14 protein-coding genes and 1 riboswitch are annotated in these 14,856 nt (G+C 70.9%); of the genes, 9 read left to right on the forward strand and 5 right to left on the reverse strand.

Translation table 11 applies throughout. The features are described from left to right. Positions 1–4: 4 nt before the first annotated feature. Both ABZU91_RS24425 and gcvP read left to right on the forward strand, forming a co-directional pair. Entirely contained in the window at positions 5–850 is an 846-nt protein-coding gene (locus ABZU91_RS24425; protein ID WP_355244689.1) for an NAD-dependent protein deacetylase, read from the forward strand. A gap of 64 nt (positions 851–914) precedes the next feature. After that, positions 915–1,010: riboswitch (glycine riboswitch) on the forward strand. Positions 1,011–1,083: 73 nt separating this feature from the next. Further along, positions 1,084–3,906 carry an aminomethyl-transferring glycine dehydrogenase gene (gcvP, locus tag ABZU91_RS24430; protein ID WP_355244691.1) on the forward strand — a complete coding sequence of 941 codons (2,823 nt, stop codon included), beginning with the start codon at positions 1,084–1,086 and terminating at the stop codon, positions 3,904–3,906. A 101-nt stretch (positions 3,907–4,007) separates the two neighbouring features. On the opposite strand, the gene ABZU91_RS24435 is transcribed toward gcvP, so the two are convergent. Further along, a complete protein-coding gene (locus ABZU91_RS24435) occupies positions 4,008–4,208 on the reverse strand; it encodes a DUF5999 family protein (RefSeq protein ID WP_234586185.1) in 201 nt (66 codons plus the stop codon). A gap of 96 nt (positions 4,209–4,304) precedes the next feature. Here ABZU91_RS24435 and ABZU91_RS24440 point away from each other — a divergent pair, with 96 nt between their 5' ends. Both ABZU91_RS24440 and def read left to right on the forward strand, forming a co-directional pair. After that, a complete protein-coding gene (locus ABZU91_RS24440) occupies positions 4,305–5,519 on the forward strand; it encodes a chorismate-binding protein (RefSeq protein WP_355244898.1) in 1,215 nt (404 codons plus the stop codon). A 31-nt stretch (positions 5,520–5,550) separates the two neighbouring features. After that, positions 5,551–6,060, forward strand: coding sequence for a peptide deformylase (gene def, locus ABZU91_RS24445; protein WP_355244694.1), 510 nt, complete (start codon positions 5,551–5,553; stop codon positions 6,058–6,060). A gap of 11 nt (positions 6,061–6,071) precedes the next feature. Here def and ABZU91_RS24450 read toward each other — a convergent pair whose 3' ends face one another. Next, entirely contained in the window at positions 6,072–6,830 is a 759-nt protein-coding gene (locus ABZU91_RS24450; protein WP_355244697.1) for a TSUP family transporter, read from the reverse strand. A 198-nt stretch (positions 6,831–7,028) separates the two neighbouring features. Here ABZU91_RS24450 and ABZU91_RS24455 point away from each other — a divergent pair, with 198 nt between their 5' ends. Continuing rightward, on the forward strand, positions 7,029–7,808 hold the full coding sequence (locus ABZU91_RS24455; protein ID WP_355244700.1) for an endonuclease/exonuclease/phosphatase family protein: 780 nt from the start codon (positions 7,029–7,031) through the stop codon (positions 7,806–7,808). 8 nt (positions 7,809–7,816) lie between these two features. Here the strand turns inward: ABZU91_RS24455 and ABZU91_RS24460 are convergent, their stop codons facing one another. Further along, the gene (locus tag ABZU91_RS24460) at positions 7,817–8,827 is read right to left on the reverse strand and encodes a tyrosine-type recombinase/integrase (RefSeq protein ID WP_355244703.1); all 1,011 of its coding nucleotides are present in this window, start codon (positions 8,825–8,827) and stop codon (positions 7,817–7,819) included. A 478-nt stretch (positions 8,828–9,305) separates the two neighbouring features. Between ABZU91_RS24460 and ABZU91_RS24465 the strand changes: the two genes are divergently transcribed. After that, a complete protein-coding gene (locus ABZU91_RS24465; RefSeq protein WP_355244706.1) occupies positions 9,306–10,142 on the forward strand; it encodes a hypothetical protein in 837 nt (278 codons plus the stop codon). A gap of 82 nt (positions 10,143–10,224) precedes the next feature. On the opposite strand, the gene ABZU91_RS24470 is transcribed toward ABZU91_RS24465, so the two are convergent. Both ABZU91_RS24470 and ABZU91_RS24475 read right to left on the reverse strand, forming a co-directional pair. Further along, positions 10,225–10,815, reverse strand: a complete 591-nt coding sequence (locus ABZU91_RS24470) for a DinB family protein (RefSeq protein WP_355244708.1) — start codon at positions 10,813–10,815, stop codon at positions 10,225–10,227. Positions 10,816–10,820: 5 nt separating this feature from the next. Next, positions 10,821–11,624, reverse strand: a complete 804-nt coding sequence (locus tag ABZU91_RS24475) for an alpha/beta hydrolase (protein ID WP_355244711.1) — start codon at positions 11,622–11,624, stop codon at positions 10,821–10,823. Positions 11,625–11,779: 155 nt separating this feature from the next. On the opposite strand from ABZU91_RS24475, the gene zwf reads away from it, so the two are divergent. From zwf to ABZU91_RS24490, 3 genes are all read left to right on the forward strand, one after another. Beyond that, positions 11,780–13,159, forward strand: a complete 1,380-nt coding sequence (gene zwf / locus ABZU91_RS24480) for a glucose-6-phosphate dehydrogenase (RefSeq protein WP_355244714.1) — start codon at positions 11,780–11,782, stop codon at positions 13,157–13,159. A gap of 128 nt (positions 13,160–13,287) precedes the next feature. After that, positions 13,288–14,703: an OFA family MFS transporter gene (locus tag ABZU91_RS24485; RefSeq protein ID WP_355244717.1), complete on the forward strand. Its 1,416-nt coding sequence runs from the start codon at positions 13,288–13,290 to the stop codon at positions 14,701–14,703. Next, a complete protein-coding gene (locus tag ABZU91_RS24490) occupies positions 14,700–14,825 on the forward strand; it encodes a hypothetical protein (protein ID WP_355244720.1) in 126 nt (41 codons plus the stop codon). Before ABZU91_RS24485 ends, ABZU91_RS24490 begins: the two co-directional genes overlap by 4 nt. The last annotated feature ends 31 nt before the right edge of the window (positions 14,826–14,856 follow it).

The following is a 14,856-nucleotide window of genomic DNA, read 5'->3' on the forward strand; positions in this document are numbered from 1 at the left end:
AGGGGTGACGAAGAGTGTGCAGGAGCTGGCCTCGCTGGTGGCCGGCGGTCAGGTGGTGGTGCTCAGCGGGGCGGGCCTGTCCACCGAGTCGGGTATCCCGGACTATCGGGGGCCTTCCGGGGTGGCCCGTCGGCACACCCCGATGACCTTCCAGGCGTTCACCCGGGACGCGGTGGCGCGACGCCGGTACTGGGCGCGTAGCCACCTGGGGTGGCGGTTGATCGCGCGGGCGACGCCGAACGACGGGCACCGGGCGGTGGCGCGGTTGCAGGACGCCGGCCTGGTCGACGCGGTGATCACGCAGAACGTCGACGGGCTGCACGGGGCGGCGGGCAGCGACCGGGTGGTCGAGTTGCACGGGCGCCTCGACGAGGTGATCTGCCTGGACTGCGGCAACCTGACCTCCCGCGAGGAGGTGGACCGGCGGCTGCGTGAGGCCAACCCGGACTTCGTGGCCCGGGTCGCCGCCGTCAACCCGGACGGTGATGTTGATCTCCCTGACGAGCAGGTGGCGGGGTTCCGGCCGGTGGACTGCGGGATCTGCGGGACGGGGATGCTGAAACCGGACGTGGTGTTCTTCGGCGAGACGGTGCCGGCGCAACGGGTGGCGCGGTGTTTCGCGCTGGTGGAGCAGGCCCGGGCGGTCGTGGTGCTCGGGTCGTCGCTGACGGTCATGTCGGGCCGGCGGTTCGTGATCCGGGCCGCGAAGCAGGGCATTCCGGTGGCGATCGTCAACCAGGGCCCGACCCGGGGTGACGGATACGCCACGGTGCGCGTCGACGCGCCGCTGGGGCAGGTGCTGCCGGCGCTCGCCGAGCGGATCACCGGCGCGTCGGCGGTGCCGGTGTGACAGCCGCCCCCGGGGTAGGACATCTGCCGGAAACACCGGCGCTGGTAGCGTTGACCATGCCGGTAGCACCCACGTGGGAGAGACCGCCCGACAGTTCAGGCGGCGCCGAAGGGGCAAATCCTCCCCGGAACCTCTCAGGCAAAAGGACCTCGTGGGCAGGCACTGTGGAGCGCCCCTGCGGGGTGTGACAGAGGGGGAGGCCGACCCGTCGACCTCGCCCGGGAGCGCCCCTGATGTCCGTAGAGCAGTTCGCCACCCGTCACATCGGTCCCGGACCGGACGACGAGCGCCGCATGCTGGAAGTCGTCGGGCACGACTCGATCGACGAGCTGATGGACGCCGCGATCCCCGAGGTGATCCGCTGGCACGGCACCCTCGACCTGCCGGAGGCGGCCACCGAGGCCGAGGCCATCGCCGAGCTGCGTGCCCTGGCGGCCCGCAACACCGTCGCGGTGTCCATGATCGGCCTGGGCTACCACGGTACGCACACCCCGGCGGTGATCCGCCGCAACGTCCTGGAGGACCCGGCCTGGTACACGGCGTACACGCCGTACCAGCCGGAGATCAGCCAGGGCCGCCTCGAGGCGCTGCTGAACTTCCAGACGATGGTCACCGACCTGACCGGCCTGGCGACCGCGAACGCCTCGATGCTGGACGAGGGCACCGCCGCGGCGGAGGCCATGACCCTCGCGCGCCGCGCGTCCAAGACCAAGAGCGGGGTGTACGTCGTCGACGCCGACGCCCTGCCGCAGACCATCGCGGTGATCACCAGTCGGGCGGTGCCGCTCGGCATCGACGTGCGGGTCCTGGACGTCGAGCGCGACGAGTTGCCGGCGGAGTTCTTCGGTCTGCACCTGCAGTACCCGGGGGCGTCCGGCGCGGTCCGCGACCACGCCGGTCTGGTGGAGGCGGCGCACGCCGTCGGCGCCCTGGTCACCGTCGCGGCGGACCTGCTGGCGTTGACGCTGCTGCGGGCGCCGGGGGAGATCGGCGCCGACATCGCCGCCGGCACCACCCAGCGGTTCGGCGTACCCATGGGCTTCGGTGGACCGCACGCCGGCTACCTGGCGGTCCGCGCGGGCCTGGAGCGGATGCTGCCCGGGCGCCTCGTCGGGGTGTCCCGCGACGCGGACGGCAACCCGGCGTACCGGCTGGCGTTGCAGACCCGTGAGCAGCACATCCGGCGGGAGAAGGCGACCAGCAACATCTGCACCGCCCAGGTGCTCCTCGCGGTGATGGCCGGCATGTACGCCGTCTACCACGGCCCGGACGGGCTGCGGGACATCGCGACGCGTACCCATGCCATGGCGGCGCGGCTCGCGGCCGGGCTGCGCGCCGGCGGCGTGGACGTCACGGACGTCGCGTTCTTCGACACCGTCACCGCGCGCGTACCCGGCGGCGCGGCGCGGGTCGTCGCGGCGGCGGCCGAGCGTGGGGTGAACCTGCGCCTGGTCGACGCCGACCGGGTGGGGATGTCCTGCGACGAGACGACCACCGACGCGCACCTGCGCGAGGTGTGGGCGGCGTTCGGGCTGCCCACGTTCGACGGCGACGCCGACGCGGCCCTGCCGGCCGACCTGACGCGCGGCACCGACTTCCTGACCCACCCGGTGTTCCGCAGCCACCACTCCGAGACGGCGATGTTGCGCTACCTGCGGCGCCTCTCGGACTTCGACTACGCCCTGGACCGGGGCATGATCCCCCTCGGTTCCTGCACGATGAAGCTGAACGCGACCACCGAGATGGAGCCGGTCAGCTGGGCGGAGTTCGCGAACATCCACCCGTTCGCGCCGGACACGCAGACCGTCGGGTACCGGGAGCTGATCGGTCAGCTGGAGTCGTGGCTGGCCGAGGTGACCGGCTACGACGCGGTGAGCGTGCAGCCCAACGCCGGCTCCCAGGGTGAGCTGGCCGGGCTGCTGGCCATCCGCTCCTACCACGCGTCGAGGGACCAGGCGCACCGCGACGTGTGCCTGATCCCGTCGTCGGCGCACGGCACGAACGCGGCGTCGGCGGTGATGGCCGGCATGCGGGTCGTGGTGGTGGCCTGCGACGACGACGGCAACGTCGACCTCGTCGACCTCGACGCGAAGATCGAGAAGCACCGCGACGCCCTCGCCGCGATCATGGTGACGTACCCGTCGACGCACGGCGTGTACGAGACGGGCATCGCGTCGCTGTGCGCCAAGGTCCACGACGCCGGCGGCCAGGTGTACGTCGACGGGGCGAACCTCAACGCCCTGGTCGGGTTCGCCAAGCCCGGCCGGTTCGGCGCGGACGTGTCGCACCTGAACCTGCACAAGACGTTCTGCATTCCGCACGGCGGCGGCGGCCCCGGCGTCGGCCCGGTGGCGGTACGCGCGCACCTGGCCCCGTTCCTGCCCGGCGACCCGCTCGGCGCGCACGTCGACGCCACCCCGGCGATCTCGGCGGCCAAGTACGGGTCGGCGGGCATCCTGCCGATCCCGTGGGCGTACCTGCGGATGATGGGCGCCGAGGGGCTGACCCGGGCCACCGGCGTGGCCGTCCTCGCCGCGAACTACGTGGCGGCCCGGCTGCGCGGGCACTTCCCGGTCCTGTACGCCGGCAACAAGGGCCTGGTGGCGCACGAGTGCATCCTCGACCTGCGGCAGTTGACGAAGGCGACCGGCGTGAGCGTCGACGACGTCGCGAAGCGGCTCATCGACTACGGCTTCCACGCGCCGACGATGTCGTTCCCCGTCGCCGGGACGCTGATGGTCGAGCCGACCGAGAGCGAGGACCTGGCCGAACTGGACCGGTTCTGCGACGCGATGATCGCCATCCGGGCGGAGATCGAGCAGGTCGCCTCGGGGCAGTGGCCGGCGGGGGACAACCCCCTGGCGAACGCGCCGCACACCGCGGCAATGGTCAGCGGCGACGAGTGGCCGCACCCGTACCCACGGTCGGTGGGCGCGTACCCGGCCGGAGTCGACCGGGCCGGGAAGTACTGGCCGCCGGTGCGGCGTATCGACGGCGCGTACGGCGACCGGAACCTGGTCTGCTCGTGCCCGTCGCCGGAGGCGTTCGAAGACTGACGACGGGCGTGCCGGGGCGGGCGGTACGGGCCGCCCCGGCCACCGCTGCGACCTGCACTAGCCTGGTCGACGGCGGCTCAGTGGTGACGCTGGGTGGTCGTTCAGGCTACGAGGGCGTGGCGGGCGGGACCGCGGTGCGGTGCGATGCTGCTGCCGTCGGGCAACAGCTCGCCGGTGTCCTCGAAGACGATGACGCCGTTGCAGAGCAGGCTCCAGCCCTGCTCAGGGAAGCAGGCGAGGACCCGGGCGGCTTCCCGGTCGGTGGCTTCAGCTAAGGGGCAGGTCGGTTGGTGCTGGCACATCGGGTTCTCCGGACTGTGGGGGCACTGTGTCATGGTTCACATGACCAGTGACGCACAGTACCAAGCGAAGGTGTCCAGCATCGAGCAGGTGCCGGCCTGGCGTACGGGAAATCCACTGAACGGATGAGGAAGATCGGACCATACGGCGTGGAAACGCTCCCACAGGTGCTGGTCGATGTGCCCGCGGCGCCGCCCGCATGCCGCGACACCCTCGTCGAACGCACCCGCCTCCACTGGCGCCGCGCCGACGGCGGCGACCCCGCCCTCCTCGCCGAAGAGTTCCTCGCCGCCCACGGCCTGGACCTGCGCGACCTGAACCGACCCGCAGCGCACAACCCACGCGCCTGCGGCGCCGCCCTGTACCTGTCCGCCGCCGCCGGCGCGCACCTGGCCGGCGTGCCCACCACCGCACCCGAACCCGCGCCCACCCTGCCCGACCTCGCCGTCGTCATCTACGACCACGGACCCACCCGAGCACCCGCCGCCCCCCACGACGCACCCTGGTGGCTCGGCCCGTGGACCGAAAGCTGGACCCCCGACCAGCACGCCGCCGCCGTCGACGCCGTCCGCGCCGCCATCGGCCGCGGCGACATCTACCAGACCAACCTCGTCGGACACGCCACCGCCCCCTACACCGGCGACCCCCTACCCGCCCTACGCCGCCTCGGCGCCCTACCCGGCGCCCGCTACGGCGGCGTCCTCACCGGCGAGGGCTGGGCCATCGGCTGCGCCTCCCCGGAAACCCTCATCGAAGCCCACCACGGGCAACTGATCACCCGACCCATCAAGGGCACCCGCCCCGCCACCACCACCGGCCACGCCGAACTCCTCGCCAGCGCCAAGGAACGCGCCGAACACATCATGATCGTCGACCTGGAACGCAACGACCTCGCCCGCATCGCCCGCACCGGCACCGTCACCGTCGACGACCTGTTCGCCGTACGCCGCTGGTGCGACCTCTGGCAGGCCGAATCCACCATCCGCGCGCACGCCGCCGACGGCCTCGGCCTCGCCGACCTGCTCCGCGCCACCTGCCCCGGAGGCTCCGTCACCGGCGCACCGAAACTCGCCGCCCTCACCCACATCGCCGCCGCAGAACCCGTCGGCCGCGGCGCCAGCATGGGCGCCCTCGGCTGGGTCACCCCCGGCCACGTCGACCTCGGCCTCACCATCCGCACCGCCGCCGCCGACGGCGACGCCCTGCACACCTGGGCCGGCGGCGGCATCACCTGGGACAGCGACCCCACCGCCGAGGTCGCCGAAGCCGCCGCGAAGACCACCCCCGTCCGCGCCACCCTGACCGGCCGCTGACACCACCACCGGCGGCGATACGCTGACCCCCATGACCATGCGGCCCATCCGGATCATCGGCGACCCCGTCCTGCGCACCGAATGCGAGCCGGTCACCACCTTCGACGCCGAGCTCCGCGCCCTGGTCACCGACCTCATGGACACCCTGCTCGGCGAGCCCGGCCGCGCCGGCGTCGCCGCACCACAGATCGGCGTCGACGCCCAGGTCTTCGTCTACGACGCCGACGGGCACCGCGGCCACCTCATCAACCCCACCCTCGAACTGTCCGACGAACTCCAGGACGACGAAGAGGGCTGCCTGTCCATCCCCGGGCTCTACTTCCCAACCGTCCGGGCCCTGCACGCCACCGCCCACGGCGTCGACCAACACGGCGAACCGCTGACCATCACCGGCACCGGCTTCCTCGCCCGCGCCCTGCAACACGAGACCGACCACCTGCACGGCACCCTCTACGTCGACACCCTGCGCGGCGACACCCGCCGCCGAGCCCTGCGCGAGATCCGCGCCGGCCGCTTCGACTCACCCAGCCGCCGCAGCTGAACCCCGCGCCCCTACCGGGCCACCCACTGGTCGTGGCCCAGCTTCGCGACCAACGCCAGCACCACCACCAACAGCACCACCCGCACGAACCCCGACCCCCGCCGCAACGCCATCCGCGCACCCACCACCGCGCCAGCGATGTTGCACACCGCCATCGCCGCGCCCAGCAACCACCACACGTGCCCGGTCACCCCGAACACCACCAACGCGCCCAGATTCGTACCCGCGTTGACCACCTTCGCCATCGCCGACCCGTGCACGAAATCCGCACCCACCAACGTCGTGAACGCCACCACCAGGAACGTCCCCGTACCCGGACCGATCAACCCGTCGTACAGGGCGATACCCACACCGGCCACACCGATCGCCGCCGCGACCCGCACCGGCGTCCGCCGCGCCGGCACGGCCACCACCCCCAACCGCGGCCGCACCAACACGAACACCGCCACCGCCACCAGGACCACCAACACCACCGGCCGGTACGCCGACGCCGGCACCGCCCCGGCCAACGCCGCGCCCACCCCCGCGCTCACCACCGCGACACCCGCCGCCGGCCCCGCCACCCGCCAGTCCACCTTCGTGCGCCGCGCGTACGTCGCCGCCGCCGTCGCCGTACCGAAGATCGCCGCCAACTTGTTCGTCCCCAACGCGGTAGCCACCGGCAGCCCCGGAGCGGCCACCAACAACGCCGGCAGCAGCAACAACCCCCCACCACCGACCACGGCATCCACCCACCCGGCCATCGCCGCGGCGGCCAGCAAGGTACTCAACGACACAGCGTCCACGGCCGGCAATTCTCCCCACCCGAACCACCCGACCGGCTCCCCAAGTGGCACGACTCACCGATCACCGCCCCCGCGCACGCCGCAACCACACCCCCAACGCGCCAACCGCAACGAACACGAGCATCGAACACAGCAACACCTTGACCACACGGCAACCCTGCCACGGGCACGTAAGGTGCAGGAGTGCGCCTGGCCACCTTCAACCTGCTGCACGGACGATCCCTCACCGACGGCCTCGTCGACCCCGACCGAATCGCCGCCGCCGTACGCGCCCTCGACGCCGACGTCCTCGCCCTCCAAGAGGTCGACCGCGACCAGAACCGCAGCGGCAACCTCGACCTCACCGCCATCGCCGCCCACGCCCTCGACGCCCCACACCACCGCTTCGCCGCCGCCGTCGTCGGCACCCCCGGCGAACGGTTCCGCCCCCTGCGACACGACGACGACGGCCACGGCGAACCCTGCTACGGCATCGGCCTCATCAGCCGCCACCCCGTCCGCAGCTGGCACATCACCCGACTCAAACCCGCACCCGTACGCGCACCCGTCTACGTCCCCGGCCCCGGCGGCGGCCTCATCCTCCTCGACGACGAACCCCGCGTCGTCCTCGCCGCCATCCTGGACACCCCCCACGGCCCCCTCACCGTCGCCGCGACCCACCTGTCCTTCGTGCCCGGATGGAACGCCCGCCAACTCCGCCAGACCGTGCGCGCCCTCCGCGCGCTACCCGCCCCCCGCGTCCTGCTCGGCGACCTCAACCTCCCCGCCGGCCCGGCCCGCCTCGTGTCCCGCTGGCAACCCCTGGGCCGACGCCCCACCTACCCGTCCGGGCAACCCCGCGTCCAGCTCGACCACATCCTCGCCGACCGACACGACCTCGATCAGCTCCCACCCGTACGGGCCGTCACCGCGCCGGCGTCCACCATCTCCGACCACCGACCCCTGCTCGTCGACCTCGGCTGAGGCCAGCATCAGCGCCCCGCGTCACCCTCCGCCGGCACCAGAGCCGCCAACACCCGATGGGTACGACTCGCGCGGATCGCCTCACGCTGCTGCCCGGCCGTCACCTCGATGTACGTCTGCGACGACGCCAACGACGCGTGCCCCAACAACCGCATGATCTCCGCAGCCCCCGCACCGTCCTCCGCCAACCGCGTCGCGAACGTGTGCCGCAACGCGTGCAACCGCGCCCCCTTGGGCACCCGGTCACCGATGCCCGCCCGCCGGTAACACGACTCGACCAGATACTGCAGACCACCACGGCGCAGTGGCTCGCCCCGCCGGTCCACCAGCAACACCGAGTCGGGGCGTACCGACCGCGAACCGAAACGCCGCGCCCGACTGTCCAGATAGTCCATCAGCACCCGGTCCAGATCCGCCTCGATCGGCACCACCCGAGGTCGCCCACCCTTGCCGGCCACCTCCACACGCCGCTCACCCGGACGCCCACCCAGCGACCCGACCCGCAACGCGAGCAGCTCCGACAGGCGCAGCCCGGCGCACAGTGCCACCGCCAGCACCGCCACGTCCCGCTCCGGCCACGGGTCCCGCTGCCGGCCGTCGTCACGCGCCACCGACGCCAGCAGCACCTCGGGAGTGTCCGCGCCGCGCAGCGGCTTCGGCTCGGGCAGGACGGCCCGGGGCCGGTCGACCGCCGGCATCGGGTTGCCCGCCACCACTCCGTCGGTGACCAGGAACGTGAAGAAGCTGTTCCAGGTCGACCAGGCGCGGTGCACCGACGCGGGAGCCCGGGGAGCGGCGAACCGCGCGAACGCCGCCCGCAGCACACGGGGGGACAGGTCGGTGATCGTCAGCTCGTCGAGGGGGAGGGGAGTGGCGTCACCGTCGGCGACCAGGGCGGCCACGGCGTGCAGATCACGTCGGTAGGCCGCCAGGGTGTGGGGGGAGGGCTTGCGGGTGGCTCGCGCGGTCAGGAACTCCTCGATCAGCGCCTTGAGCGATTCGTCCTGTTTGTCATGCATAAGGCATATTATGCATGATTCTCGCGTTGCCCGAAAGGGAGGGGAGAGGGGAGTCGCGGGTTGCCGATCGGGGGCGTGCTGGACCGTGTGCCCCGGTCGAGTCGAGATGACGATGACGGCCCCGCCACGGACGCGATGGCTGCGCCGACGCTGATGTCCGGGATGCGCCGTCCGAGCCGTGCCGTCTGCCCGCGGCGGTGCAGCTCGATCCATGATCGTGCTCGATCCAGGATCGAGTGGTCTCGGTGCGCGGTGGAGGCCACTACTTCATGGTTCGAGCACGACCTTGACGTTGCGGGATCGGCCGCTCGCCCGGTACGCCCGGCGCGGCTGGTCGGGGGTGGGCCTCGCTCGGTTCACTTTACATAATGTGCATTATCGAATGTGGTGTGGCACCCGGAGATCGGCGCGGTGGGCTAGCGTGTCGTCGATCTACTGGGGAGATTCCCCGCAGCCTTTGCAGGAAAGAAGCAATCACGTGTCACTGTGGAAGAAGACCGCCGTCGTCGCGGTCTCGGCGCTTACGGCGCTCACCGCCTCCGCCTGCGGCGTGGCGACCGGTACGTCGGGCTCGTCCGACGCGCCGAAGCAGACCAGCGTCCTCGAACTGCTGGCCAGCGACCTCAAGGGCTCGTTGCAGAAGACGATCGACGCCACCGACAAGAGCGACTCGGTGACGCTGACGATGACGGGCACGACCGGCGGTCAGAAGATCTCCATGCAGGGCGTCCTGGACCTGGGTGACCCGGTCAAGGCCGAGATGACGATGGCGGACCCGACGGACGGCCCGACCACCGTCCGGTTGATCGGGACCGCGTTCTACGTCGAGGTGCCTGCGAAGGACCGCTCGAGCATGGGCGGTAAGCGCTGGCTGAAGATGGACATGGCCAGCGTCGGCCAGCAGGCCGGGATGGACTTCAGCAAGCAGTTCGAGGACATCGACCCGACCAAGCAGGTCAAGACCCTGCTCGCGTCCGAGGGCGTGACGGTCGTCGGTGAGGAGACGGTGAACGGGGCTCGTACGGTCCACTACACCGTCACCACTCCGGTGGCGACGCAGTTGGGTCAGGTCGACGCCAAGCTGCGGGCCGGTGTCGAGAAGCAGTTCGCCGCGGCTGGCGTCAAGGACGTCAAGGTCGACCTCTGGGTCGACGAGCAGTACCGGCCGCGTCGGGCGGCCACGGTGATGGGCGCGATGGGCGACATCGTGGTCGACTACACCGACTACGGCAAGGCGGTCACCATCGAGACCCCTCCGCCCGCGGAGACCACTGACTTCGCCGAGATGTTGAAGGGCCTGGGCGCCGAGAACTGATCCGGTGGTGTGGCTGCCCTGCCGGCGCGGAGACGCGGCGGCAGGGCAACGTCGTTTGCGCCGCCTTCTCCCCCGGGCTCGGTCAGTCGAACTGGTCGGCCAGTTTGCGAAGCTTGTCGGTGTACGCCGGCCAGTCGTACTCGTCGGGGATGCTGGTGCCGTCCTGTCGCCACCCGACGGCCCCGTCGTGCTGCTCGCGCATGATGTCCAGGTGACCGGCGTGCCGGGCGACGTCGCCGGTGACGTGCATGACGATCCGGGCCAGTGTCACGTCCCGGCGGCCGGGTTGCCACCAGGACACCTGTCCCGGCGCGTCGAGGGGTAGTTGGTCGATCGTCTCGTCCGCGAACGCGCCGACGCGGCGGTACAGGTCGATGAGGCCGTCCTTGGTCTCGTTCTCGTACGCGTACCAGTCCGCCTGTGGGTCGTCGTCGAACGCGGTGAGCGGGACCAACTCCTGCGGGGTGGGGAACTCGCGGCCGAAGGTGGGCCCGAAGTAGGCGGCCTCGACGTTGAGGCAGTGCTTGACGACGCCGAGCATGTTGTTGCCGGTGGCGGTGCGGGGCGTTCTGGCCTCGCGTTCGCTGACGCCGTCGAGTTTCCAGATGAGGTCGTCGCGGTTCCTTCGCAGGTAGTAGTGCATTGCGGCCTTGGTGTCGCCCAGGTCAGCCATGGCGGTCATTGTCGCGTACCGGCCTCGGGTTGTGGGGTTCGGCGGAGCCAGGCCTGGGTGTGGGCGCGCAGCAGGGCTGGTTGTTCGAAGGGCAGGTAGTGCCCGGCCTGGTCGAGGGTGGTGTAGGTGCCTCGGGGGTAGCGGCGCATGGCGTGGAACTGGTCGGCGAAGCCGACGATGCCGTCCTGGCGGCCGGTGAGCACGCTGACGGGCCCGTCGAAGGGGGTGTCGGCGGTCTCGTCGGGGAGCGCGTACCCGGGTGCTGTGCGCAGTTCCTGCTGGAAGGTGGGGTCGCCGGGGCCGCCCGTGTGCAGGGCGCGCAGGACGGTGGCGACGACGGTCGGGGTGCGGTGGCCCAGCGCGGTGTCGAGGTGTGCGCGCAGGCCGGTGGGGGCGTCGTCGAGCCAGCCGGTGGGTCCTGGCGGCGGGCGGTGCTCGGGCAGGGTGCGGCTGGCCGGTGCGATGGTGATGCCGGGGCAGACCAGGAGTAGGCCGCGGACGAGGTCGGGGCGTTGGCGGGCGATGCCGGCGGCGAGGTAGGCGCCGTAGGAGGCGCCGGCCAGCAAAGCCGGGGCGTCGATGTGGTGGTCGAGCCAGTCGCAGATGGTGGTCAGCACCGCCTGGGAGGTGGGCGGGCAGGTGGGTGGGGTGTCGCCGTGGCCGGGCAGGTCCAGGTATGTCTCCCGTAGGCCGGTGCCGGCGAGGGCGGGTTGGAAGGCGGCGGCGGTGGCGGCGCGGGTCATGCCGAACATCGGCAGGCACACCACGTCGGGGCCGGCTTGTGGTGAGCGGTCGGCGGCCAGGGTCATTCTGGTCCTTCCTGGGGTTCGCGGTGCGCTGTGGGGTCATCTTCCGTTGTGGCGCTGTCGCCGACCTCACGTGGGACGTCCGCTGGGAATTCCGCTGGCGGGGTGCGCCGTTGTCCGTTCGGAAGATCAGGTCGACATGATCGGATGGAAGTGTCATGCGCGTGCGCTCAGACGCGGTAGTGCTGTTCGGCGTGACAGGTGATCTCGTGTCGAAGAAGCTGTTTCCGGCGCTGTACGAGTTGACCCTTCGGGGGCGTCTCGACGTTCCGGTGATCGGGGTGGCCCGCTCCCCCTGGGATGATCAGCAGTTGGTGGCGACCGCCCGCAAGTCGGTGGCGGAGGCTTCCGACGTGGTGGACGACGAGACGTTCGACGCCTTGGCGGGCAACCTGTCGATGATGTCCGGGGACTATGCGGATCCGGTCACGTACGAGCGGCTGGCGGAGCGTCTGCGCGACGCGGAGCGGCCGATCTTCTATCTGGCGATTCCGCCGATGGTGTTCGGTTCGGTGGTGCGGGGTTTGGCGGCGGTCGGGTTGGCCGATCGTGGTCGGGTGATCGTGGAGAAGCCGTTCGGGCGTGATCTGGCGTCGTCGCAGGAGTTGGATCGGACGCTGGGGGCCGCCTTCGAGGCGAGTCGGGTGTTCCGGATCGACCACTACCTGGGCAAGGAGGCGGTGGAGGGGTTGTACGCCTTCCGGTTCGCCAACCGGCTGTTCGAGCCGTTGTGGAACCGTGAGCACGTCGACAACGTGCAGGTGACGCTCGCCGAGGGTTTCGGTACGCAGGGTCGGGCGGGTTTCTACGACACGGTGGGTGCGACGCGGGACGTGTTGCAGAACCACATCTTGCAGGTCGTGGCGTTGATCGCGATGGACGCGCCGTCGGGTGACGACGTGGACGCGTTCCGCGAGGCGGAGGCGGCGGTGCTGCGGCAGGTCGTGCCGTTGTCGCCGGAGTCCACGGTGCGGGGGCAGTACGCGGGTTACCGGGACGAGCCGGGTGTCGCGGCGGGTTCGAACACGGAGACGTTCGTGGCGACGCGGTTGACGGTGGATTCTGCCCGGTGGGCGGGTGTGCCGTTCTATCTGCGCACGGGCAAGTCGTTGCCGGGGACGGCGACGGAGGTGGTGGTCGAGTTCAAGCGGCCGCAGCGGTCGTTGATTCCTGCCGAGGGTGGGGCGGTGGCGCCGGCGAACCTGTTGCGGTTCCGGTTGGGTCGTGGTGACGGCATCACGATGTCGATCCAGGCGAAGAGCCCGGGTGCGCAGGTGGCGAGTCGTCCGGTGGACCTGTCGGTGGATTTCGGTGCGGCGTTGGGTCGTCGGCAGGAGGCGTACGAGCGGTTGTTGGACGATGCGATGGACGGTCAGCATCTGCGGTTCGCGCGTGCGGAGACGATTCGGCAGGAGTGGCGGATCGTGGAGCCGATCCTGGATCTGGCGGCGCCGGTGCGGTCGTACGACAGGGGTAGTTGGGGTCCGGCGGAGGCGGATGCGTTGGCGGGTGGCTGGCACACGCCGGACCTGAGGTAGTCGCGGCGCGGGCTGAGTGACCGCTCAGCTCACGGGAGGGACCGTCCGGCGACGGTGAGGTTTGCTCCTGGGGTGCGGGGTGGGCACGTTGTGGCCACGTTTCGTCCGCCTCGGAGAGGAAGCAGCGCATGCTTTCCGCACTCGATCGTCGGCACACCGTCGCGCCGCCCGGCTACAGCCGGTGGCTCATTCCCCCGGCGGCGTTGGCCATCCACCTCTGCATCGGCCAGGTCTACGCCACGAGCGTCTACAAGAATTCGTTGATCGCCCACTTCGACACGGGTCAGACCGCGATCGGGGTGATCTTCAGCATCGCGATCGTGATGCTGGGGTTGTCGGCCGCGGTGGCCGGGACGTGGGTGGAGGCGAACGGGCCGCGTAAGGCGATGTTCGTGTCGGCCTGCTTCTGGGCGGCGGGTTTCCTCGTGGGGTCGCTGGGCATCGCCACGAAGCAGTTGTGGCTGCTGTACGTGGGCTACGGCCTGCTGGGCGGCATCGGTCTGGGTATCGGGTACATCTCCCCCGTCTCCACGCTGATCAAGTGGTTCCCGGACCGGCCGGGTCTGGCGACGGGGTTGGCGATCATGGGGTTCGGTGGTGGGGCGATGGTGGCCTCTCCCCTGTCGCGGCAGTTGCTGTCGTTCTACGACCCGGGCTACGACCCGTCGAACGCGGGTTCGACGGCGTCGGGTAGCGCGCTGGTGTGGTTGTTCGTGACGCTGGGCCTGGGCTACTTCGTGATCATGATGTTCGGTGTGGCGAACGTGCGGGTGCCGGCCGAGGATTGGCGTCCGGCGGGCTTCGATCCGGCGTCGGTGGCGGCGAAACCGCTGGTCACCACGGCGAACGTGTCGGCGGCGAACGCGGTGAAGACCCGGTCGTTCTGGCTGTTGTGGGTGGTGCTGTTCTGCAACGTGACGGCGGGCATCGGCATCCTGGAGCAGGCCAGCCCGATGATCCAGGACTTCTTCCGGGACAACGGGACGTCGGCGGTGTCGGTGGCGGCGGCCGGTGGGTTCGTCGGTCTGCTGTCGCTGTTCAACATGGCGGGCCGGTTCGTGTGGTCGTCGACGTCGGACGTCATCGGGCGTAAGCCGATCTACCTGGTGTATCTCGGCGTGGGCATGGCGATGTACGCGCTGCTGGCCCTGTTCGGGCACACGGCGACGGCGTTGTTCGTGCTGTTCGCCTGCGTGATCCTGTCGTTCTACGGTGGCGGGTTCGCGACGGTGCCGGCGTACCTGCGGGACCTGTTCGGCACGTACCAGGTGGGTGCGATCCACGGCCGGTTGTTGACGGCCTGGTCGGCGGCGGGTGTCGCGGGGCCGCTGATCGTGAACGGGTTCCTCGACGCGCAGGGCAAGCCGGGCACGTTGACGGCGGCGGCGTACCGGCCGGCGCTGTTCACGATGGTGGGTGTCCTGGCGGTGGGCTTCGTGGCGAACCTGCTGGTGCGGCCCGTGCCACAGCGCTACCACGAGCCGGCGGAGCAGGACGCGGACGTGGACGAGAACGAGGCGACGGCGGGAAGTGGGACGCGATGAGTGACGACAGTCGTAACGGGCAGCAGGCCCGGTTGTGGATTTCCTGGCTGGTGGTGGCGGTGCTGCTCGGCTACGGGGTCGTGCAGACGGTGATCACGGCGGCGAAGCTGTTCACGCACTGAGAGCGGTGAGCCGGGGCGCGTGTCGCGCGCC

Source organism: Micromonospora sp. NPDC005174 (genome assembly GCF_040608495.1).
Lineage (GTDB): Bacteria > Actinomycetota > Actinomycetes > Mycobacteriales > Micromonosporaceae > Micromonospora.